Source organism: Haloarcula sp. MBLA0163 (assembly GCF_055632435.1).
The window spans coordinates 1404084-1425036 of record NZ_CM145745.1 but is presented as its reverse complement, the minus strand read 5'-3'; the positions used below and the strand labels follow the sequence as shown (position 1 = coordinate 1425036).

Genomic DNA, 20953 nt, shown 5'->3' with positions numbered 1-20953 from the left:
AAAGCGCTATGAATAGTGGAGCTATCGCGGCACCGGGCCGGCGGCGTCTGCGAGTTTTTCGACCGGATGCGGCGGTTCCTCGTCGGTCGGTCCGTCGGCTATCTGCGTCCGACAGGACGCCCCCGGCGCCACGACTTCTTCGCCGTCGCTGTCGGCTATCTGGTCGTAGAGGATGCCCGCGATGGCCTGACTCATCGAGTAGTGCTCGGCCTCGTAGCCGAAACTGCCGGCCATCCCGCAACACCCCGAGTCGAGCGGGTCGACGGCGTAGCCGGCCCGGCGCAGGACGCCGACGGCGTGGTGGTCCTTCTTCGTCGCCTTCTGGTGGCAGTGGCCGTGGTAGGTCAGCGACGCCGACGCGCCGTCCCAGTCGACGTTCGCGTCCAGCGCGAAGCGGTCGAGGTACTCACAGACGCCGAAGGCGTTGCGGGCGAGCGCCGTCGCACCCTCGTGGTCGTGGCCGAGCAGGTCCAGATAGTCCGACTGGAGCATCACGGCGTCGGACGGTTCCACGACGACCACGTCCCACCCGTCCTCGACCATCGGTTCGAGGGCCGCCACGTTGGTCGCCGCTCGGTCGCGTGCGGTGTCGACGAACCCCTTCGAGTGGGCCGCCCGTCCGGACGCCGTCACGCCGTCGGGGACCTGCACGTGGACGGCAGCGGCCTCCAGCACCTCGACGGCCGCTCGCAGGACCTCGGGGTGACTGTAGTTGTTGTACGTGTCGGGGAACAGCACGGCGGTCCGCTCGGCGTCCGCTTCCGGCACCTGCGGTCCGCGGTCGGCCCACCAGTCCTCGAAGGACTCGCGCTGGAACGTCGGCAGGTCGCGCTCGCGAGCGACGCCGAGCAGTTTCTCGCCGAGGTAGTCGCTCCCCGGCAGTTTCTGCGCCCAGTTCGAGACGGGCGCGAGCGCGCTCCCCACCTTGCTCACCGTCTCGACGTTGGCGAACACCTTCTCGCGCAGGCTCGCGCCGTGTTTCTGGTGGTGGGCGTGCTCGACCTCCGTCTTCAGTTTCGCCATGTCCACCTCGCTCGGGCAGTCCTTCGCACACCCCTTGCAGCCGATACAGAGGTCCATGACCTCGGAGACGAACTCGTCGTCGGTGGGGTCGTCCGGCAGGTCGCCGCTCATCGCCTGCCGGAGCATGTTCGCCCGGCCGCGGGTCGCGGTTATCTCCTCGTCGGCCGCCCGGTAGGTCGGGCACATCACGCCGCCGGTGGTTTCCTGCGGGCCACGACAGCCCCCACACCCGTGGCAGAGTTCGACCATCCCCTGCATCCCGTTCTCGTTGTCCCACGAGAGCGACGGCTCGAAGTCGAACTCGAACTCGTACTCCGGGGAGAACCGCAGGTTCTCGGTCATGTCGACGGTGCGGGCCCGCGGCGGGGCCTCGCCTGCCTCCACGGCCGCCTCGTCGACGCCGACGACCTGCCCCGGGTTGAGGAGCCAGTCGGGGTCAAAGGCGGTCTTCAGGTCCCGGAACACCGCCCAGACGTCGTCGCCGTACAGTTTGTGGTTCCACTGCGTGCGTGCGCGCCCGTCGCCGTGCTCGCCCGAGACCGAGCCGCCGTACTCCTTCACGAGGTCCGTCGCGCCGTCCGCGATGGCCGCCATCTGCTCGACGCCGTCCAGCGTCTTCGTGTTCACCAGCGGTCGGATGTGGAGACACCCGGGCCCGGCGTGAGCGTAGAACGACGCGAACGTGCCCTCCCGTTCGAGGACGTCCTGGAAGTCCGCGACGTACTCCGGGAGGTTCTCCGGCGGCACGGCGGTGTCTTCGATGAAGCTGATGTGTTTGGCGTCGCTGGTCCGCGAGAGGAGGATGGGGAGGCCGGACTTCCGGAGTTTCCAGAACCGCGCCCGCTCGGCCTCCTCGTGGGCCTCGCGGCCGTGGAAGGCCCGCAGCGGTGCGGCCGTCATCTCCTCGGCACTCTCCTTCGGGACGGCCTCGGTCGAGACGTCGCCGACGCGGTCCGTGAGGAGGTCCGCCACCTTCTGCTTGCCCTGCGGGTCGTTCTCGGCGTAGAACTCCACGAGGAGGACCGCCCCAGTCCCCTCGGGGAGAATCTCGTCGACGAGGTCGCCGAACTCCTCGGTGTCCGCCGCGAGGTCCAGCAACACGTCGTCCAGCACCTCGACCGCAGCAGGGTCGTGGTCGAGGATGGGGGCGACGTCCTCCATCGCCGAGACGAGGTCCTCGTAGGCCAGCAGCGCGAGCGACTCGGTCTCCGGGATGGGCTCGAGCGAGACGGTGGCCTCGGTCACGATGGCCAGCGTCCCCTCGCTGCCGGCCAGCAGTCGGGCGAGGTTGACCGTCCCCGCCTCGCCGTACTCGCCGTCGGCCTCGGCGACCAGCCGGTCGAGGTTGTAGCCGGAGACGTTCCGCTTGAGGTCGGGGAAGGCGTCGTCGACGTCGGCACGCTCCTCCTCGAGGATGCGAAGGACGGCGGCGTGAATCCGCCCCTCGAGGTCGCCGTCCGGGTCGGCGGTCTCCCGAAGGTCCGCCACCTCGACCTCGCCGAACGTCGTCACCGTCCCGTCGGCCAACACCACCTCGCACTCCTCGACGTAGTGGTCGGTCTTGCCGTACTGCAGCGAGTGGGCGCCGGTCGAGTTGTTGCCGATAGCGCCGCCCAATGCCGACTTCTCGCCCCACGCCGGGTCCGGCGCGAACTTCAGGTCGTGCGGGGCGAGTTCCGCGTTCAGGTCACCGAGCGTGGTCCCGACCTGTGCGGTGGCGCGGGCCGCGTCGGGGTCGACGTCCAGCAGTGCGTCCATGTGTCGGGTGAAGTCGAGGACGACGGCCTCGTTGACCGACTGGCCGGCGAGACTGGTCCCGCCGCCCCGTGGCAGGACCGGAATCGACCGTTGCGCACAGTAGTCCACCACGGCGGCCACGTCGGCCGTCGACTCGGGGTAGACGACGCCGACCGGGGTGACCTCGTAGGCGCTGGCGTCGGTCGCGTAGAGCTGTCGGGAGTACTCGTCGAACCGTACGTCGCCGTCGACCCGGTCGGCGATGTCGGCGACCAGACCGGGCCGGTCCACGGCGTCGGTCCGGTAGTCGTAGTCCGACCGCGCGTCGCTGGCCGGGTCCTCGTTCGGTCCCTGTTCGGTAGCACCCATGGTCGGACGTTCGAGCGACGTGACGTTAACCTGACGCACAGGACTGTTGTCGGGGCCAGTCCTGCCACTCGGCCGACGAAAACCATCGGAGCGTTATTTACGCTCCAGTGTCGAACCACTGCTAACCAATGGGTATCGCTGAAACAGTCTCGGATGGCCGACAACTGGCGATTGAGCGGCCGGGTGCTGGTGCCGTCGCCGCCGTCGTCCTCTATCTGGTCGCCGACCTCGCGACGAAACTGCTCGGAACCACGGTGTACGCGCTCGGATTCAGGGTCATGGGCGGGGCGCTGACAGTCGGCTCGCTCGCCTCGATGGTGTTGGACGGTCTGCTCGTCGGCCTCGCGGTGGGGCTGGCCGGCATCGGCCTCTCGATGACCTACAGCATCCTCGACTTCGCGAACTTCGCCCACGGTGACACGGTGACCGTGGGCGCATTTCTCGGCTGGGTCGCCGCGTACGTCACGGCGAACCTGGCCGTCAGCGCGCCCCTGACGGACCTGTTCCTGTTCAACGGCGGCGCACAACTGAGCGCGTCCGCGTCGTGGGTGCTCGTCCTGTTCGGCCTCGTCGTCGCCGCCGTCGGCACCGTCGGGGTCGTCCTCCTCGTCGACCGCATCGTCTACCGCCCGATGCGTGACTCGGGGAACATCTCCCTGCTCATCGCCTCTATCGGGGTCGCACTGGCGCTCCGGTACCTCATCGCCTTCTTCTTCAGCACACAGACCAGCGGCGTCGCGACCAGCGGCACGCGCCTCCAGCTGTTCGCCGGCGTCGCCATCACGGACAACGAGATCGCGCTCCTGGTCGTCGCCGTCGGCCTGATGCTCGCCGTCCACCTCCTGCTCCAGCGGACGAAGCTCGGGAAGGCGATGCGGGCGATGGCCGACAACGAGGACCTCGCCCGGGTCACCGGCATCCCGACCGAACGGGTCGTCCGCCTGACGTGGGTCCTCGGCGGCGCACTGGCCGGGACGAGCGGCTATCTGCTCGTCCTCGAGAGCGGGACCATCTCGTTCAACTTCGGGTGGATTCTCCTCCTGCTCATCTTCGCGGCCGTCATCGTCGGCGGCATCGGCTCCATCTACGGCGCGATGGCCGGCGGCGTCCTCATCGGCCTCGTCGACAGTCTGGCGCTCATCTGGCTGCCGTCCGGGCTGACGCGGGCCGCCGCCTTCGCCGTCCTCATCGTCGTCCTGCTCCTGCGCCCGTCCGGCATCTTCGGGGGGGTGAGCACGGCATGAGCGGCTTCGAGGACGTCCGGGACAGACTGGAGGCGCTGCCCGACGCCGCGCTCGTCGTCTCGTTCCTCGTCGGCATCTGGCTGCTACTGACGCTGCTAGCCTTCGCCGTCGGCGGCGCGCAGTCGGCCAACCTCGCCGCCGGGTTCGTCGGCAGCGTGACGGTGCTCGTCGGCGCCTACGCCATCCTCACGCTGGCGCTGAACCTCCAGTGGGGGTACACGGGGCTGTTCAACATCGGCATCGCGGGCTTCATGGCCGTCGGCGCGTACACGACGGCCATCCTGACGGCGCCGGTCGACCCCGGGGCGGGCGGCGTCCCGGGCTTCGGCCTCCCGCTGTTCGTCGGCCTGCTGGGTGGCATGGTGATGGCCGCCATCGTCGGCGCCATCGCGGCCCTCCCCGCGCTCCGCCTGCGCGCGGACTACCTCGCCATCGTCACCGTCGCCCTCTCGGAGATAATCCGCCTGTTCGTCAACTGGGGCGGCGTCGCCGAGGTCGAGGTGTTGGGCAAGCGGTTCGGGACCGGCGGCGCGACGGGCATCTCGTTCAAGTCACCCGACGAGGTCGTGGCGACGCTCGTCAACGGTCCCGGGCAACCGCTCGTCGCCGCCGCCGAGAGCGTCGGCATCTCCGGACCGAACGTCGTCAACATGGCCTACGGGCTGAGTCTGCTGGCCATCGCGGCCGGGAGTTACTGGGTGCTCAGTCGGGTGTCGGACTCGCCGTTCGGGCGCGTGCTGAAAGCCATCCGGGAGGACGAGACGGTGACGCAGTCGCTCGGCAAGGACACCAGGCTGTTCAAAATAAAGGCGTTCATGATCGGCTGTGCGCTGATGGGACTGGCCGGCGCGCTGTTCCGCGGCGGCGCGGGCTACATCAGCCCCGCGCAGTTCCGACCGGTCATCACATTCTACGTCTTCGCGGCGCTCATCATCGGCGGCTCCGGGTCGAACACCGGGAGCATCCTCGGCGCGGCGACGTTCTCGGCGCTGCTGTTCTACCTCCCGGCGCGACTCGGCGAGTACGTCCCGACGTTCGGCGGGCGGGCGCCGGGCAACGTCTTCGAGGCCATCGCCGCGCTCGGCTCGCTCGACCCGACGCCGCTCGTGGCCTACACGGTCGGGAACATCAGCACGCTCCGGTTCGTCCTCATCGGCGCCGTCCTCGTCTACATCATCCAGAACCAGCCCGACGGGCTGCTGGGCCACCGCAACGAGCCGGCCACGAGCGTGGACCTGACACGCCCGCGGACCGCCGACGGGGGTGAGACGGATGAGTGACACCGAGGCCGTCGAGCGGGCGACGACGGAGAGTGACGTCCCGACCACCAGCGACGCCATCGACTCGCCGCTGCTGGAGGTCGAGGGGCTGCGCAAGGAGTTCGGCGGCGTCACGGCCGTCGACGGCGCGTCGTTCAAGGTCGCCAAAGGGTCGTTCACCGGCCTCATCGGGCCGAACGGCGCCGGCAAGTCGACGACGTTCAACTGCATCACCGGCATCCACGAACCGACGGCCGGAACTGTCACGTTCGACGGGCAGGACGTGACCGGGCTGGCGCCGTACACGCTCGCCAAGCGGGGCCTCGTCCGCACGTTCCAGATTGCACGCGAGCTCTCCGAGATGACGGTGCTGGAGAACGTGATGCTGGCGCCGCCCGACCAGCTGGGGGAGTCGGCGCTGCAGTCGGTCGTGCCGGGTCTGCGCGAACGGGTCCAGCGCGACGAGGCCGAGGTGGTCGAGGCGGCCTGGGAGACGCTGGAGTTCTTCGAGATAGACCACCTCGCCCACGAGAACGCCGGCAACCTCTCGGGCGGGCAGCGGAAGCTGCTGGAGATGGCCCGCGTCCTCATGACCGAACCGGAGATGGTGCTGCTGGACGAGCCGCTGGCCGGCGTCAACCCCACGCTGGAGGAGAAACTGCTGAACCGGATCGACGAACTGCGGCAGGACGGACTGACCTTCCTGCTGGTCGAACACGACATGGACGTCATCATGAACCACTGCGAACACATCATCGTCATGCATCAGGGACAGGTCCTCGCGGAGGGCGACGCCGACGCCATCCAGTCGGACGAACGCGTTCTCGAGGCCTACCTGGGAGGTGACGTATGAGCCGGCAGGCCCAGCGGTCGGCCGACGCGGCGCTGCCCGACCCCGCCGAGAGCCTGCTCGCGGTCCGCGACCTGGACGCCGGCTACGGCGACCTGCAGGTGCTCGAGGACGTCAACATGGACGTCGCCGACGGCGAGTACGTCGTCATCGTCGGCCCCAACGGCGCCGGGAAGTCGACGGTGATGAAGTCCGTCTTCGGCCTGACGACCTACATGGGCGGGTCGGTCGTCTTCGACGGCGAGGACATCAGCCGGCGCCGCCCCGACGAGATCATCCACGAGGGCATCGGCTACGTCCCGCAGACCGACAACGTGTTCGGCTCGCTGACGGTCCGCGAGAACCTCGAGATGGGCGCGTACATCCTCGACGAGGTGCCCGAGGACCAGATTCGGACGATATACGACCGGTTCCCCATCCTGGAGGAGCGCTCGACGCAGAAGGCCGGGACGCTCTCGGGCGGCCAGCAGCAGATGCTGGCGATGGGCCGGGCGCTGATGTTGGACCCGGACCTGCTCCTGCTCGACGAGCCCTCGGCGGGGCTGGCCCCGGACCTCGTCGCGGAGATGTTCGACCGCATCGACGGCATCAACGACGACGGCACCGCCGTCCTGATGGTCGAACAGAACGCCAAGGAGGCGCTGCGGCGCTGTGACCGCGGCTACGTCCTCGTACAGGGCCAGAACCGCTATCAGGACGACGGCGACGTCCTGCTCGCGGACCAGCAGGTCAGGCAGGACTTCCTCGGCGGATAAGACGTCGGCGGCGGGCGCGCCGGGTTACTGGTTCAGCGCGCTGTTTATCTGTGAGGTGTAGGAGGACTGCTGGGACTCGAAGCCGACCTGCTGGACGACGCTGCCGCCCTGGTTCTCGAACGCGTCGACGAAGGCCTGCTGGAGCGCCTGCCCGTAGCTGTTGTTCAGGTACAGCGTCGAGGCCGTCGACGCGCCGAGCTCCTCGGTCGCCAACTGCGCGAGCACCTGCCCCTGCAGGGCGTCGCTCGGCGGCGTCCGGAACACGAAGTCGTCGTCCTCGAGGCTGGTGATGGCCGGCGAGGTGGAGGCGGGCGAACACCCGACCACCTGGTTGTCCACGAGGACGTTGTTCGCCACCTGGATGGTCGCCTCGGAGGAGGCCGCGCCGGTGATGGACGGGTAGCCGGCGCTCACGAGGGAGTTCGCCGCGTTGACCGCGGCCTGTGCGGTCGACTGGGTGTCACCGACCTGCGTGTCGATGCTCTGGTCGATCTGGTCCCGGAGCTGGATCGCCGGCAGGAGCGCGGCGTCGCGGATCGCCTGCCCCAGCGGCCCGAGGTCGCCGGTCTCCGGCTGGAGGATGCCGAGTCGGACCGTCCGGTCGGCGCCGCTCCCGCTCCCGGACGGCTCCGGTTGTGCGAGGTCGGCGTTGCCGCCGAAGTCGATGGTCTGCTGGGTCTCGACGCCGCTCTGCGTGAAGCCGAACACCTGGTACTGCGCGGAGGTGATGTCGCCGGCGTCGTCGAAGTTGACGTTGCTGGACGCCCCCTCGTACTGGATGTTCTCGCCGGCGGCCGCCGCTTCGGCCGCCTCGGGCAGTTCCGACGGCGTGTACGTCGTCCCGCCGGGGTTCGCCACCACGCGCATGTGGTCCCGAATCGCCGTGCCGTCGTTCTCGCCGGCCATCAGGTTGGCCAGGATCTGGACCGCCGAGGCGTCGTAGGCCTGGGAGGTGAACACGCCGGCCTCGTCGTAGTCGAACTCCTCGGTGAACAGGTTCGTGAACGTGTCGACGCCGGGGCCCGCGGCGGACGGCGCCGACCCGGTGACGTTGGACATGTCGTTGCCCACGTCGCCGGGGAGGCTGCCGTCCTGCAGCCCGTCGGTCACGAGGATGTCGACGGTGTCGTCGCCGTAGTCCGAGTAGTAGTCCTTGAACAGCTGGACGCCGCTCTGCGGGTAGCCGACCACCATCATGACGTCGGGCGTGTCCGCTCCGCCGCCGCCGTCACTCCCGCCGTCGCCGGTGGTCCCGCCGTCGCCGCCATCGCCACCGTCGCTGCCGCCGTCACCACCGTCGCTCGGTTCGGTCGAACACCCGGCGAGCCCGACGAGACTCAGGGTACTGAGCGCACCGGTGCGCTTGAGGAACGTTCGTCTACTGCTATCACGACTCATATCTATCGTTCTTTGAACCCACTAGTAGAAATATGTTGCCCGTGCTGGGACGCTGGACGGCGGCGTGATGCGGAGGAACGTCGGCCCCGGTCTGTCGGGTCGCAGACCTGTCAGGGTGCGAGTCGGTTCTTCCGGTTCTTCATCTCGCGTTCGTAGTGGTCGAACGTGATGGGACACCACTCGCCGGCGATGTCGAGGAGTTCCTCCGTCAACTCCCGAATCTCCCACTGCGCGTCCGCGGCGGCGCGCATGTCGGCGACGTGCATCAACATCCGCGCGTTCATCGACATCACGATGTTCACCTTCGTCCCGATGGGGAGGACGAACCGGGCGTCCTCCGGCGGCATCCCGAGGTCGAGGAGTTCCTGGTAGGACTCGACGGCGTCCGCGATGGTGTCACGGAATATCTCGGCCCGCCGCTCGACGTCGACCTCGTCGACGGCCCCCTGCTTCTGGTTGCGGCCGACCCACTCGGGGTCGGTCGCCGACGGCGGGACGACGACCATCTCGCCCTCGCGGACGTCGGCCGGGTCGACGTCGTCGAAGGAGACGTACCGCATCGACTGGACGTCGAAGGAGACGTGGCGATGGCGCGTGATCTGGGCCATACAGGAGCGCGAGACGCCCTCGACGGCGAACGTTATCTGGGGGTGCTCGAACGGGCCGAAGTGGCCGTGGTCCAGCAGGTGGCCGATGAGCGTCTCCTTCTTGGCGTCGAGCGTGTCGCCCTCGACGTCCGCCATCGTCGCTTCGAGGGACTGGCCGCCGACGAACTCCGCACTGTAGTCGTTGCGGGCGGCCTTGCAGACGAGGTCCTCGGGGTCCTCCGTGGCTTCCAGCAGCGTGACTTCCATACCGGGAGGGAACGCCGGAGGGTCAAAATACTTGCTCCCCACCGGTGAGAGCGACTGCGGCTGTGTCGTTCCGACGGTCGGGTCAGATGCGCTTCCAGTCGGTCGGTTCGCCGGCGAGGCCGAGCACGCGGGACTCGCGCCCGCCGCCCTCCGCGTCCCGGACCTCGATGAGGCCGTCGAAGGCCTGCTTGATGACCTGGATGGTCTGCTGGTCGTGGGCCCCCGAGTCGATGGTGAAGACGCCGATGTAGTCCGCCGCGTCGAGTCGGGAGGAGAGGACGTGACAGAACTTGAACACCGTCTTCTTGTCGGTGTAGGTGAGCATCGTCGACAGCGAGATGAGAGCCAGACGGCCGCGGTCCCGACCGGAGTTGTGCAGCGCTTCGAGCGTCTTCGTGATGCCGATACCGATGCCTGTCAGGTCCCCCGGCGAGGACACCTGATGGACGTAGGCGCCGTCGACAGCGGTGTTGTCGGACCCGCCCTCGCGTCGGCAGTCGACGACGCCGAGTTGCGACTCCTCGAGCGCCGGGACCCGTTCTCGGAAGTCCGCGACGACGTCGGTGGCGTCGTCGCTCGTCGTCACGACGACGGTGCCGTCCCCCTCGCGGGCACCGTCGGCCAGGATGTCGTAGGCCAGCCGTTGCTTCCCGGTCATCGCGGGGCCAGAGATGAGGATGCTGGACCCGGGTCGGACCTCGGACAGAGCGTCGAAATCGAGTACAGATGAGAGGTCGTACATGCCTTCGGTCACCTCAGTTCTCTTCGCCATTGCTCAGTCCACGCAGTGTCGCGATGAAGTCGTCGTCGTCCTCGATGCCACCGAGGGTGTCGGAGAGGCCCTCGCGCATCTCCGCAACCTCCGCCTTGAGTTCGGCGTACTCCTCGCTGTCGGCCAGCTCGGCGTTCGACTTCGTCGCCTCGAGCGTCGCCTGCTTCTCGACGAGAGCGTAGTAGTCCTGCAGGAGCGAGTCGTACTCGGAGCGCTCAAGTAGGTTCGAGACGGTGTCGTGGAGCTGCTCGCTCCGGATGGGCTTCGAGAGGTAGGCGTCGAACCCCATCTCGAGGATGTCGAAGTCCGGTTCGACGGCGGTCACCATCGCCACACGGCAGCCGAGCTCCCGCTCGCGGATGCGACTGAGGACTTCGTCGCCGGAGAGGCCCGGCATCATCCGGTCCAGCAGGACGATGTCGACCGTCTCGTCCAACTGTTCGAGCCCTTCGTCACCGTTCTGGGCCATCCGGACCTCGTAATCACCCTCCAACCACAGTTTGTACGTCTCCGCGACGTCCGGTTCGTCTTCGACGATGAGTACGACAGGCAGGTCCGATTTCGACATACTGTTCTTACTGTCTCCGTTTTCGTACCCACATACATAGCCCTGTGGGTCCGTGCGTGCCCCTGAGTCGGAGTGTGGCCGGCGCACTCGCGAGCGACACCGACATAGCCCACCACCGACAACGGGCGGCCATGATACGGAATCTGGCCCGTGGGGTCCAGTCGTTCACGAGCAACACCTTCCTCGTCACCGGGGACCGGACGGTCCTCGTCGACGTCGGCAACGAGTTCGACGTCGTCTCGGCGGTCCGCGACGCCGCCGACGGTCTCGACGCCGTCGTCCTCACGCACACGCACTACGACCACGTCGGCAACCTCGCGGACGTCGTCGACGCCTTCGACGTCGACGTCTGGGGGTTCGACACGGACCAGGAGAGGGTGACGCGGGCCATCGCCGACGGCGAGACGGTGACGCTGGGCGACCACGACTACCGGGCGCTCCACACGCCAGGGCACAAGAACGACCACCTCTGCTTCTACTCGCGGGCCGCGAGCGTCCTCTTCGCTGGCGACCTCGTCTTCGCCAACGGGAGCTTCGGCCGGACCGACCTCGAAGAGGGGGACCGCGACCTGCTCGTCGAGAGCATCGACCGCGTTCTCGACGTCGTCGACGACGACCTGGGCGAGCTGCACACCGGGCACGGGCCCAGCGTCACCGACGACCCCTACCGGGACGTCGAACTCGCGTGGCAGTCCGCCCGCCGGTGAGGCCGCCGGCCAAAGCTCTTTGCCGGGACGGCGCGTCGGTCCAGACATGACGCTCCCGATAGACCCATCGGCACTCGACGCGGCGGACATCGGCGAGAAGCGAGCGACGCTCGAGATGTCCCACGAGGACGCGATCGAGCACGTCCGCGAGGTGTTCACCGAGGCGGGGTTCGGCGTCCCGACCGAGTTCTCCCCCTCGGAGCTGCTCAACGAGAAGGTCGACGCCGACCGGGACCCGTACTACGTGCTCGGGGCCTGCAGCCCGAACATGGCCGACCGTGCGCTCGACGCCTCGGAGAACCGCATCGGGGCGCTGTTCCCCTGCAACGTCGTCGTCTGGCAGGAGGAACCGGGCGTCCAGACGGTGTACCACATCAGCATCATGCGCGCGGCGCGCCTGCTGGGGATGGCCCCAGACGACGAGGTGATGGCCGACATCGTCGCCGACACCGGCGAACTCGTCGACGAGGCGTTCGGCAACCTCGACAGCGTCGAGTGAGGCGGCGTCAGTCGAACGCCGTCGCCAGCAGTGCGTCGTAGGCGTGGTCGTACGCGTCCGCGACGGCCTCGGGGTCGGCCCGCGTCTCGCCGTCGAGCGCGGGGAGCCTGACCGCGCCCGTCCGGTCGATGAGGTCGACCACGTTGCCGACCCGTTCCTCCAGCTGTCCGTCGCCGGGGCTCCCGGTCGCTATCTCGCAGGCCTTCGCGTAGCGCCGGCCGTCGTAGAAGCGGGCCCGACCGGGCTCGACGACGGCGACGGCGTCCGGTTCGAACCCGTCGAGCGGCCGGGCCACGTCGCCGTAGGACTCGACGACCGCGCGGTCGGCGTCGGCGATGTCGGCGGCCACGTCGGTGAGGGCCTCGGCGTGCATCACGCTCATCAGGTCGTTGAAGTCCGGAAGCGAGGTGACCCGCGGCGCGTCGGCGACGGGGAGTGAGTCGGTGACCGACTGTGGGAGGTCGACCGTACCGTTGGCGACGAACTCCCCCGGACCGTCGCGGCCGCCGACGCGGTCGACGACGAACTGGCGGCGGTCGCTCCCGAGAATCCCGGTGCCCGCGCCCGGCGAGGGGTGCCAGAGCCGGTGAATCGGGTTGATGGCCTCTGGTCGCACGTCGCCCGGCGAGGCGTCGGCCAGTCGCTTCGCGTCCTTCCCGAACAGTCGCCCCTGTTCGGTCGCGTGGCGGTAGTCGTCGTGGTCGAACCAGTAGTTGTTGCCGGCCCGGGGCTTGAACCCGCGGGCGCCGGTGTGGGCCAGCAACCCGACGGAGAACGTCGTCTTGCCCGCGTCGACCCGGTCGGCACCGGCCACGAGGAGCTTCATCTGTCGTCGAGGCCGTACAGCCCGACCACGTCCTCGGCCTCCGGTTCGGCGAACACCAGGTCGTCCTGATTGTATATCATCCACGGGATGGCCCAGTCGATGAAGACGGACTCGTTGAAGTCGCTCAGCTCGGCGTCGACCGGGAGCCCCTGCAGGAGGCGCGCGAGTTCGGGAATCGTGTACAGCAGGTCCGGGTCGAGGATGTCTGCGGGTTCGTGCAACTCGAAGGCGCGGACGTCGTCGAATTCGGCCCTTTCGGCAGGCATGACCGCCGCTACGCCGAGGGGGTGGGTAAATCCCTCGAACCGGCCGAACGGAAGCGTCGGTCACGGCGGCGGGCGGGACAGTCGCCTCCGGTTCGACGAGCCGTCGGCTGGTCGGCGTGGGCGCGATAAAAAGTGCGGGTGAGGAGCGTTACTCGAAGTGACCGACCGCGGTCTGGTACTGCGATGCGACCTCGTCCCAGTCGACGACCTCGAAGAAGGCGTCGATGAAGTCGCCGCGGGCCGGACCGTAGTCGTAGTAGTACGAGTGCTCCCAGACGTCGAGGGCCAGGATGGGGTGTGCGCCCCAGAGCGCGCCCTGGTCGTGCTTGTCGACCGGGACGTTGCGGAGCTGCTTCGCAACGGGGTCGTAGACCAGCAGCGCCCAGCCACCGGCTGCGGAGGCAGCGGCCTCGAACTCGCCCTTCCAGCCCTCGTAGGAGCCGAAGTCCTCCTCGATGCGGGCCAGCAGGTCGCCCTCGGGTTCGCCGCCGCCGTTGGGGTCCATGTTCTCCCAGAACAGCGTGTGGAGATAGTGGCCACAGCCGTTGTGGGTGACGTTACCCATCGCACCGGCGGACGAGGAGAAGTCCCCCGACTCGCGGTTCTCGGCCAGCGTCGCCTCCGCCGACTCCAGCCCGTTTACGTACCCCTGATGGTGGGTGTCGTGGTGCCACGTGAGCACCTGCTCGGAGATGTGTGGCTCCAGGGCGTCGTAGTCGTACGGAAGCGGTGGCAGCTCGGGTTCGGAGTGTTCGGACATATGAAATCGCCTCCACATGAACGGTGGTGCGGCCGACTGTTAAACGTTTAGGAGCCGTATGGTACCACACCGCAGGGAGTCGCCAGTGGCGGCCTGATATGCCGAGCGAGGAGCGATACTGACAACGGTGCAATTATTTCGCCGCGAGATGTCAGGGGCGCCGAGCGACCGACCGGGCGACGCCGATTACGTCACTCGGGCGAGGTCCGGGGGAAGGTCAGTTCGAGCACGGTGTGCCGGCCGTCGGTCCCGGCCGACACCGTTCCACCGGCCCGCTCGACGCCCCAGTTGATGAGCCAGCGGCCCATGTCGTCGCTGTCCGCGGGGCGCGGTTCGGCGCCGTGGAGCAGCACCGCCTGTTCGTGCTCCGTCAGCGGGGCGCCCGTGTCGCTGACCGTGACGGTGACCGTCTCGGCCGCGGCGGTGACCGAGATGCCGACCACGGGGTCGGCGTCGGCGGCCAGCGACCGTTCTGCGGCGTGACGCAGCGACACGCGGAACACCGGTTCGAACAGGCCGCTGCAGTAGGCCCACTCTCCGAGGCTGGCCTCGAGGACGAACGTCACCCCGGGCCGCCACTCGCGGGCGGCGGCCATCTCCTCGTGGATTATCGGGACGATGTCGGCGGGCGGCTCCGACTCCGGCGAGACCATCGTCGCCAGTTCCCCGGCGCGGTCGCTCACGTCCAGCGCGACCGACACGCGGTCGCGGAGGACCTCCACGTCGGATATCGTGTCCCCGTCGTCGACCACCCGCTGGACGGTGTCCATCTCCTCCTGTAGCGTCGCCCGGAGGACCTCGTTGAGGGCGTCGAGACGCTGCTTTCGCTCCCGCCGCCCGGTCACGTCACGGAGCGTGACCACCTGGCCGAAGACGTGGCCGTCGTCGCCGTCTATCGGTGCGGTCTGGACGTCGTAGTGAGCCGTCTCGCCGTCGTCCTCGACGGAGACGGTCGTCGCCGACGCGTCGTCCGCGAGGTCCGCGAGCGCCGCCACGTCGTCGGCGTGACGGCCGAGCAGCGACTCACGCTCGGCCCCGAGGAGGGCGCACGCCGCCGGGTTGCAGTCCACGACCACCCTGCCGGTGTCGAGCACGAACACCGGGTCGTCGATGGCGTCGACGGCCGTGCCGGACGCGAGGTGCGAGGACACCGGCATCCGGGAGAACATGTCGTACTCGACCATGGCGACCATAGCGAGGAGGCTCGAGAGCGCGAAGACGATCGGCGTCGGGTCGAAGACGGCCGTCGGGACGAGGTCCGTCGCGAAGGCGTAGCTCGCGGCGATGGGAGCCACCGCGGCACCGACCAGCGCCGCCGCCCGCCCCCGATACAGCGACCGCTGTTCGACGATGAACTCCACGAGGAGTATCGCCCCGGCAGAGACGAGGAGCCACGTGAACAGCGCGAACAGCCACATGGCGGGACCGAAATCACCGGTGAGTGCCGTCACGCCGCCGTAGGCCGTCGTCTCCACGGGGGTCCGGATAGTGTCCTCGTAGGCGAACAGCGCCGCCACGAGCGTCACGGCCGGGACCACGGCGAGCACTGCCCACCGTCTCCGAGAGAGATACGCCGCCCGGCCGGTGTACTCGAAGGCGAAGGCGAGCCACGCGAGCGGGAGGACGACCACGCCGACCCACTCGAGTCTGGCCAGGAGGAACGTCCGTTCCGGCGATTCGGCCAGCAGTTCCCCCGCGTAGAACGCTATCCACCAGAGTTCGGCGAGCGAGAGGACGACCAGGGGCCGAGCCCCCGGGACCGTGCTGTGACGGACCGCCAGCCCCGCGACGACCCCACAGGAGAGTGCGGACAGCCCGAGCGCGGCCAGAAAGACATCGCCCACCATCTCGTAATCCTAACTCAAAGGCAGGCGTAAAAAACGCACGCTTTATCAACCCTCTCGGCCCGTCGGTCTGCTCGGTCCGCCCGGCGTGGCGCTCCCCCCGCGTTCAGCCGTCGCCCCTCGCGACCTCGAACATCTCTATCGCCGCCTCCCGCCGCTCGCTGTGGTCCACGATGGGGTCGGGGTAGTCGGGGGCGGCGTTCCGGCGCTGGGTCAGCGACGCCTCGTGCCACTCGTGGATTATCTCGGGCGCCGCGTCTTCGAGTTCCGGGACGTAGCGCTTGATGTACTCGGCGTCGGGGTCGTACCGTTCGCCCTGCGTCATCGGGTTGAACACCCGAAAGTACGGCTGGGCGTCGGTCCCCGTGGAGGCGGCCCACTGCCACCCGCCGTTGTCGTTGGCGGTGTCGTGGTCGACCAGTTTCTCTCGGAACCAGTCGTAGCCGTGGCGCCAGTCGATGAGCAGGTCCTTCGTGAGGAAGGAGGCCACTATCATCCGGACACGGTTGTGCATGAACGCCTCCTCGCGGAGCTGGCGCATCCCGGCGTCGACGATGGGGTAGCCCGTCTCGCCGTCCTTCCACGCCTGCAGGTGGTCCTCGTCGTAGTCCCACTCGATGTCGTGCTCGTAGCTCTTGTAGTTCTCCGTGACGACGTCGGGGTTCGCGAACAGCACCTGCGTGTAGAACTCCCGCCACGCGAGCTGCGAGAGGAACTCCTCGACAGACTCCGCCTCGGCGCTCCCCGGTTCGACGGCGTCGCGGGCCTCGGCGGTGGCCGCGTACACCTCCCGGATGCCGACGGTGCCGAACTTCAGGTGGGCCGAGAGCCGCGAGGTGCAGTCGTCGGCGGGGTAGTCACGCCGCTCCTCGTAGCGGTAGACGTTCTCCGCGAGGAACCCGTCCAGCAGCTCGCGGGCGTGGTCGGTGCCGGCGGGCGGCACGTCGGCCTCCGGCGCGTCGAACCCGAGGTCCGAGAGCGTCGGCAGGTCGTCGCCGTCGACGTCGGCCAGCGCGTCCGCGGTGGGGGCGTCGTACGGGTCGGCCTTCTCCCGGTCGTGCCACTTCCGGCCGAAGTAGGTGAACACGCTGTAGGGGTCGCCGTCGTTGGTCGTTATCTCGCCGGGCTCGTGGAGGACGGCGTTCTGGACGGCCTCGCGGGCCACGTCGGCGTCGTCGAGGGCCCGGCGTACGGCGGCGTCTCGCTCCCGGGCGAGGCCGGAGTAGTCCTTCCCCCACGTCACCGCCTCGGCGCCGTACTCGGCCGCCAGTTCGGGCAGGACCGACCGCGGGTCGCCGTGGGCCACGACGAGGTCGGAACCGTGGTCGCGGTACCACGACCGGAGGCTCTCGAGGGCGTCCAGCATGAACGCCACTCGCGGTGGGCCGGCGTGTGTGAGCACGTCCGTATCGAAGACGAACACCGGGACCACGGGGTCGTCGCTGCTCGCCCGGGCGAGGCCAGCGTTGTCGGCCGCCCGCAGGTCTCGACGGTGCCAGTGAAGGCGCATACGCTGTGGTGGCCCGCCGCGGGCAAAAAGCCGTACCCAACAGGGTTTGGCTCAGACCGGCGGCAGAGTTATCTCGGCGGGCCCGGTGGTCGCGGGTATGTCAGACGATGCCGTTCTCCTGACCATCGCAGACGACGTGGCGACGGTGACACTGAACCGACCGGACGTGCGGAACGCCCTCGCCGAGGAGACGTCCGAGCGACTGATGGAGCGCTTCGACACCATCGCGGACAGCGACGCCCGCTGTGTCGTCCTCGAGGGGGCCGGCCCGGCGTTCTGTGCCGGCGGCGACGTCGGCGCGATGGTCGAGGGCGTCGCGAGCGACCAGCCGCCCGCCGAGCGCGTCGAACTCGTCGTCTCGGCCATCCACGGGGCCATCGAGGCGGTCCACGACTGCCGCATCCCGGTCGTGGCGAAGATAGACGGCGCGACGTTCGGCGCCGGGGCGGGCCTCGCGCTGGCCTGTGACCTGCAGTTGGCGAGCCCCGAGGCGAAGATCGGCTTCGGGTTCCGCCGGGTCGGCCTCGCCGTCGACTCCGGCGTGTCGTACTTCCTGCCGCGCCTCGTCGGCCCGAACAAGGCCAAGGAGCTCGTCTTCACCGGGGAGCTGCTCGACGCCGACACCGCCCGGGAACTCGGCATCTTCACGCGACTGTTCGAGGCCGACCAGTTCGACGAGGGCGTCGAGAACGTCGTCGAAACGATTGCCGAGGGGCCGACCGTCGCGCTGACGCAGGCCAAGCGGTTGCTGGACCGGGGCACCGAGTCGTCGTTCGAACAGGCGCTGGACGACGAGGCCACCGCGCAGGGGCTGGCGTTCACGACGGCCGACCACGAGGAGGGCGCGACGGCGTTCATGGAACAGCGCGCGCCGGAGTTCGAGGGCCGCTGACCGCCGGCGGACGGCCGGACCAGACCGGTCCCTGACCGGGTCACCGACGCCGAATCCGCCGACGACGGGAGAGGTGGCCGCGCCGCCGCAACGACCGCGGGATGCGAAACTGTCAAATCCGTAGACAGTGGAGTGTCCCTATGGTAGACGAGACGCCGGACTGGGAGTTCAAGGAGCGGGACGTCCACATCCTCCGCGAGCTCGCCGCCGAGCCACAGCGGTCCTCGCGGGAACTGGCCGGGATTCTCGAGAGCGAGTACGACATCGACGTCTCGCACGTCACCGTCAGCGAGTCCATCCGGAAGATGCGAGAGGAGGAGGTGTTCCGCGAGGCCATCGTCCCCAACGAGTCGCTGTTCAACTTCGCCCTGTTCGAGTTCAAGTTCAACCCCGAACACTTCGCCGACGAGTGGTACGAGGCGATGGTCTCGATACGCGACGACGAGCACACGCTGTTCTACTTCCTCTCGGACGGGGAGTACCAGTGGAAGTCCGTGATGATGTTCCAGACGCGCACCGCCGAGTCACGGTGGATACACGAGTTCTACAAGGAGCACGGCGAGCTCGTCCAGAACGTCCGCAACTCCGTCGTCCACAACGTGTTGAAGTTCCAGACGGACCCGGAGATATTCACGGAACTGCACGCAGACGACAGATAGAGAACAGACAGCGCGTGCTCGGCAATCCCGGCGGTCAGAGTTTCCGCTCGGCGTCCTCGGCGAGTTCCTTCATGCGCTTGCCGACCCGGCCGGCGTCGGAGAACTCGTCCTCGCTCATGGCCGTCGCCAGCGCGTTCCCGAGGACGAAGACGGCGTGCTTGTGTTCGCTCTTGGACTTGTGGACGTCGGAGGGGCGCACGTCCAGTTCCTGATAGGGGTCGAACAGGGTCGGGTCGACGCTGTCCATCTCGTCGCGGAAGAACTCCATGATAGTCACCATCTGTTCGTGTAGCTCTAGCAGCTCGTCTTTGTGCATTGTCGTGTGCTATGTGACGGGACTCGTATAAGAATTGCTTGAGAAGGGGTACCAGACCGTCACTGCTCGATATTCAGAAGACGTACTCGTCGTCGTGTCCCATCATACCGTCGTCCTCGAAGCCTGGCTCTTCGTCCTCGTCCTGCGGGCCGGAGGTCTTGTACGCCTTCAGCCCGGTCGAGAGGAGGTCTTCGATGGCTTCTTCGCGGTTGAGGAACTCGCCCTGCTCCACGAGCTGGGCGATCTGCATTTCGAGGTGTTCCGGGATGTTGATCTCTACCTTTGGCATCGCAACGTTGGCCCCTTTGAGTAAGCCATATTTAAACCTGACGGGGGTAGTTGCGTATTTCACAAACCGTTTGTAGACATTACGCAGTATCTACTTCCCGAAATGAGATATTAATTTTCGAAATGGGGAACGGCCGCCCCGGACGCGTTCGCCGCCGACCGAGTCGTCGTGGGTATAGTCAGGCTCAAAGGGTCGGAATCCTAAGACCGAGGTGATGGAACCACTGCGTGGCGACGAGTCGACGGTGGGTGAGACATCGGTCGTCACACGCGGCTGTCGCGTCGAGCACGGCGCCCCCAGAACGGTCCTCGACACCGAGACGCGGCCGCGGTTCGCGTGGGCGACGGACGCCGAGTCGGTGGCTGCGTGCGGTGCCGCCGCCACCGTGACGGCGTCCGGGTCGTCTCGGTTCGCCGACGTGCAGACGGCTGCCAGAGCGTTGTTCGACCGCTGTGCCGTCCCGACGGAGCTCCCGAGTGCGGCTCGCCCGCGTCTGTTCGGCGGCTTCGCCTTCCACGACGGCGACGCCGAGAGCGAGGACTCGCCGTGGGACGGGTTCCCCGGCGCCGCGTTCTTCCTCCCGGAGGTGCAGGTCACACGGACGGACGGCGGCACGTGGCTGACGACGACGGGCGCCGGACCGACGGCGACGGCCGACGCCGAGCGACGGCTCGACGAGTGGGCCGACCGGCTGGCCGACGCGCCCGACGCCGCCCCGAACGCCCCACCGGGCATCGAATCGCGTGAGCGGACCCCCTCGCAGGCGACGTGGCGCGACCAGGTGGGCGCCGCCCTCGAGAGCGTGGAGGACGGGAACCTCCAGAAGGTGGTCCTCGCGCAGGCGCTCCGCGTGCAGCTGCGCGAGGAGCTCTCGGTCCCCGACGTCCTCGACCGTCTGGCCGCGACCTATCCGGACTGCTACCGCTTCCTGCTCTCGCCCGAGGACGGCGGCACGTTCTTCGGTGCGACGCCGGAGCGACTCGTCTCACTCCGGGGGCGGACCGTCCGGACCGAGGCCCTCGCGGGGTCGACCGGACGCGGCGACACGCCGGCCGAGGACGAGTGGCTGGCCGCCGAACTGCTCGACAGCGAGAAGGACACGCACGAACACGAACTCGTCGCCGAGGCCATCCGGGAGCAGTTGGAACCGTTCGCGAGTTCGGTCCGCATCGGCGACCGCACGGTCAGACGGCTCGCGACGGTCCAGCACCTCCGGACCTCGATAACCGCCGAACTCCGGCGGGACGAACACGTCCTCTCGCTGGTCGAGGCCCTGCACCCGACGCCCGCCGTCGGGGGGCTCCCCCCGGACGCGGCGCTCCGGACCATCCGAGAGACGGAGACGTTCGACCGCGGATGGTACGCCGCACCGATAGGGTGGGTCGACGCCGCCGGCAACGGCACCTTCGCCGTCGGCATCCGCTCGGCGGTCGCACAGGGCAGACTCGCCACGCTGTTCGCCGGCGCGGGCATCGTCGCCGACAGCGACCCCGACAGGGAGTGGGACGAGGTCCAACTGAAGTACCGGCCGATGCTCGACGAACTGGAGTGACCGA

Annotated in this window: 21 protein-coding genes; 9 read left to right on the top strand and 12 right to left on the bottom strand. The window is 68.4% G+C overall.

All coding sequences use genetic code 11. The annotated features are described in order from the left end of the window. Positions 1-21 precede the first annotated feature (21 nt). A complete protein-coding gene (locus tag ACV7GQ_RS07620) occupies positions 22-3129 on the bottom strand; it encodes an FAD-binding and (Fe-S)-binding domain-containing protein (RefSeq protein WP_470312916.1) in 3108 nt (1035 codons plus the stop codon). 128 nt (positions 3130-3257) lie between these two features. On the opposite strand from ACV7GQ_RS07620, the gene ACV7GQ_RS07615 reads away from it, so the two are divergent. The 4 genes from ACV7GQ_RS07615 to ACV7GQ_RS07600 are packed head-to-tail and all read left to right on the top strand — an operon-like array spanning position 3258 to position 7237. Further along, the gene (locus ACV7GQ_RS07615) at positions 3258-4373 is read left to right on the top strand and encodes a branched-chain amino acid ABC transporter permease (protein ID WP_470312915.1); all 1116 of its coding nucleotides are present in this window, start codon (positions 3258-3260) and stop codon (positions 4371-4373) included. After that, positions 4370-5653 (top strand): branched-chain amino acid ABC transporter permease, encoded by a 1284-nt coding sequence (locus tag ACV7GQ_RS07610; RefSeq protein WP_470312914.1) that lies wholly within the window; start codon positions 4370-4372, stop codon positions 5651-5653. Before ACV7GQ_RS07615 ends, ACV7GQ_RS07610 begins: the two co-directional genes overlap by 4 nt. After that, entirely contained in the window at positions 5646-6485 is an 840-nt protein-coding gene (locus tag ACV7GQ_RS07605; protein WP_470312913.1) for an ABC transporter ATP-binding protein, read from the top strand. Before ACV7GQ_RS07610 ends, ACV7GQ_RS07605 begins: the two co-directional genes overlap by 8 nt. Beyond that, the gene (locus ACV7GQ_RS07600; protein WP_470312912.1) at positions 6482-7237 is read left to right on the top strand and encodes an ABC transporter ATP-binding protein; all 756 of its coding nucleotides are present in this window, start codon (positions 6482-6484) and stop codon (positions 7235-7237) included. Before ACV7GQ_RS07605 ends, ACV7GQ_RS07600 begins: the two co-directional genes overlap by 4 nt. 24 nt (positions 7238-7261) lie before the next feature. Here the strand turns inward: ACV7GQ_RS07600 and ACV7GQ_RS07595 are convergent, their stop codons facing one another. The 4 genes from ACV7GQ_RS07595 to ACV7GQ_RS07580 all read right to left on the bottom strand — a co-directional run bounded on the left by ACV7GQ_RS07595 (position 7262) and on the right by ACV7GQ_RS07580 (position 10829). Next, positions 7262-8635, bottom strand: coding sequence for an ABC transporter substrate-binding protein (locus ACV7GQ_RS07595; protein WP_470312911.1), 1374 nt, complete (start codon positions 8633-8635; stop codon positions 7262-7264). 110 nt (positions 8636-8745) lie between these two features. Next, the gene (thyX, locus tag ACV7GQ_RS07590; RefSeq protein ID WP_470312910.1) at positions 8746-9489 is read right to left on the bottom strand and encodes an FAD-dependent thymidylate synthase; all 744 of its coding nucleotides are present in this window, start codon (positions 9487-9489) and stop codon (positions 8746-8748) included. Positions 9490-9571: 82 nt separating this feature from the next. Further along, positions 9572-10261 carry an RAD55 family ATPase gene (locus ACV7GQ_RS07585; RefSeq protein ID WP_470312909.1) on the bottom strand — a complete coding sequence of 230 codons (690 nt, stop codon included), beginning with the start codon at positions 10259-10261 and terminating at the stop codon, positions 9572-9574. Continuing rightward, entirely contained in the window at positions 10245-10829 is a 585-nt protein-coding gene (locus ACV7GQ_RS07580) for a HalX domain-containing protein (protein WP_470312908.1), read from the bottom strand. Before ACV7GQ_RS07580 ends, ACV7GQ_RS07585 begins: the two co-directional genes overlap by 17 nt. 131 nt (positions 10830-10960) lie before the next feature. On the opposite strand from ACV7GQ_RS07580, the gene ACV7GQ_RS07575 reads away from it, so the two are divergent. Both ACV7GQ_RS07575 and ACV7GQ_RS07570 read left to right on the top strand, forming a co-directional pair. Next, the gene (locus tag ACV7GQ_RS07575; RefSeq protein WP_470312907.1) at positions 10961-11536 is read left to right on the top strand and encodes an MBL fold metallo-hydrolase; all 576 of its coding nucleotides are present in this window, start codon (positions 10961-10963) and stop codon (positions 11534-11536) included. 46 nt (positions 11537-11582) lie between these two features. Beyond that, positions 11583-12035, top strand: a complete 453-nt coding sequence (locus tag ACV7GQ_RS07570) for a DUF302 domain-containing protein (RefSeq protein ID WP_470312906.1) — start codon at positions 11583-11585, stop codon at positions 12033-12035. 7 nt (positions 12036-12042) lie between these two features. Here ACV7GQ_RS07570 and ACV7GQ_RS07565 read toward each other — a convergent pair whose 3' ends face one another. From ACV7GQ_RS07565 to ACV7GQ_RS07545, 5 genes are all read right to left on the bottom strand, one after another. Then, the gene (locus ACV7GQ_RS07565) at positions 12043-12861 is read right to left on the bottom strand and encodes an ATPase (protein ID WP_470312905.1); all 819 of its coding nucleotides are present in this window, start codon (positions 12859-12861) and stop codon (positions 12043-12045) included. Beyond that, positions 12858-13127 (bottom strand): DUF5827 family protein, encoded by a 270-nt coding sequence (locus tag ACV7GQ_RS07560; RefSeq protein ID WP_470312904.1) that lies wholly within the window; start codon positions 13125-13127, stop codon positions 12858-12860. Before ACV7GQ_RS07560 ends, ACV7GQ_RS07565 begins: the two co-directional genes overlap by 4 nt. Before the next feature lie 148 nt (positions 13128-13275). Further along, positions 13276-13887 carry a superoxide dismutase gene (sod, locus tag ACV7GQ_RS07555; protein WP_470312903.1) on the bottom strand — a complete coding sequence of 204 codons (612 nt, stop codon included), beginning with the start codon at positions 13885-13887 and terminating at the stop codon, positions 13276-13278. Positions 13888-14078: 191 nt separating this feature from the next. Further along, complete coding sequence (locus ACV7GQ_RS07550) at positions 14079-15734, bottom strand: histidine kinase N-terminal 7TM domain-containing protein (protein ID WP_470312902.1); 1656 nt, start codon at positions 15732-15734, stop codon at positions 14079-14081. A gap of 103 nt (positions 15735-15837) precedes the next feature. After that, on the bottom strand, positions 15838-17241 hold the full coding sequence (locus ACV7GQ_RS07545; protein ID WP_470312901.1) for a cryptochrome/photolyase family protein: 1404 nt from the start codon (positions 17239-17241) through the stop codon (positions 15838-15840). A gap of 97 nt (positions 17242-17338) precedes the next feature. Here ACV7GQ_RS07545 and ACV7GQ_RS07540 point away from each other — a divergent pair, with 97 nt between their 5' ends. Beyond that, on the top strand, positions 17339-18133 hold the full coding sequence (locus tag ACV7GQ_RS07540) for an enoyl-CoA hydratase/isomerase family protein (protein WP_470312900.1): 795 nt from the start codon (positions 17339-17341) through the stop codon (positions 18131-18133). A gap of 140 nt (positions 18134-18273) precedes the next feature. Then, the gene (locus ACV7GQ_RS07535; protein ID WP_470312899.1) at positions 18274-18792 is read left to right on the top strand and encodes a winged helix-turn-helix domain-containing protein; all 519 of its coding nucleotides are present in this window, start codon (positions 18274-18276) and stop codon (positions 18790-18792) included. Positions 18793-18826: 34 nt separating this feature from the next. On the opposite strand, the gene ACV7GQ_RS07530 is transcribed toward ACV7GQ_RS07535, so the two are convergent. Beyond that, the gene (locus tag ACV7GQ_RS07530; protein WP_220618318.1) at positions 18827-19108 is read right to left on the bottom strand and encodes a UPF0058 family protein; all 282 of its coding nucleotides are present in this window, start codon (positions 19106-19108) and stop codon (positions 18827-18829) included. A 73-nt stretch (positions 19109-19181) separates the two neighbouring features. Beyond that, complete coding sequence (locus ACV7GQ_RS07525) at positions 19182-19397, bottom strand: ribbon-helix-helix domain-containing protein (RefSeq protein ID WP_166970188.1); 216 nt, start codon at positions 19395-19397, stop codon at positions 19182-19184. 214 nt (positions 19398-19611) lie between these two features. Between ACV7GQ_RS07525 and ACV7GQ_RS07520 the strand changes: the two genes are divergently transcribed. Then, complete coding sequence (locus ACV7GQ_RS07520; RefSeq protein WP_470312898.1) at positions 19612-20949, top strand: isochorismate synthase; 1338 nt, start codon at positions 19612-19614, stop codon at positions 20947-20949. Positions 20950-20953 lie beyond the last annotated feature (4 nt).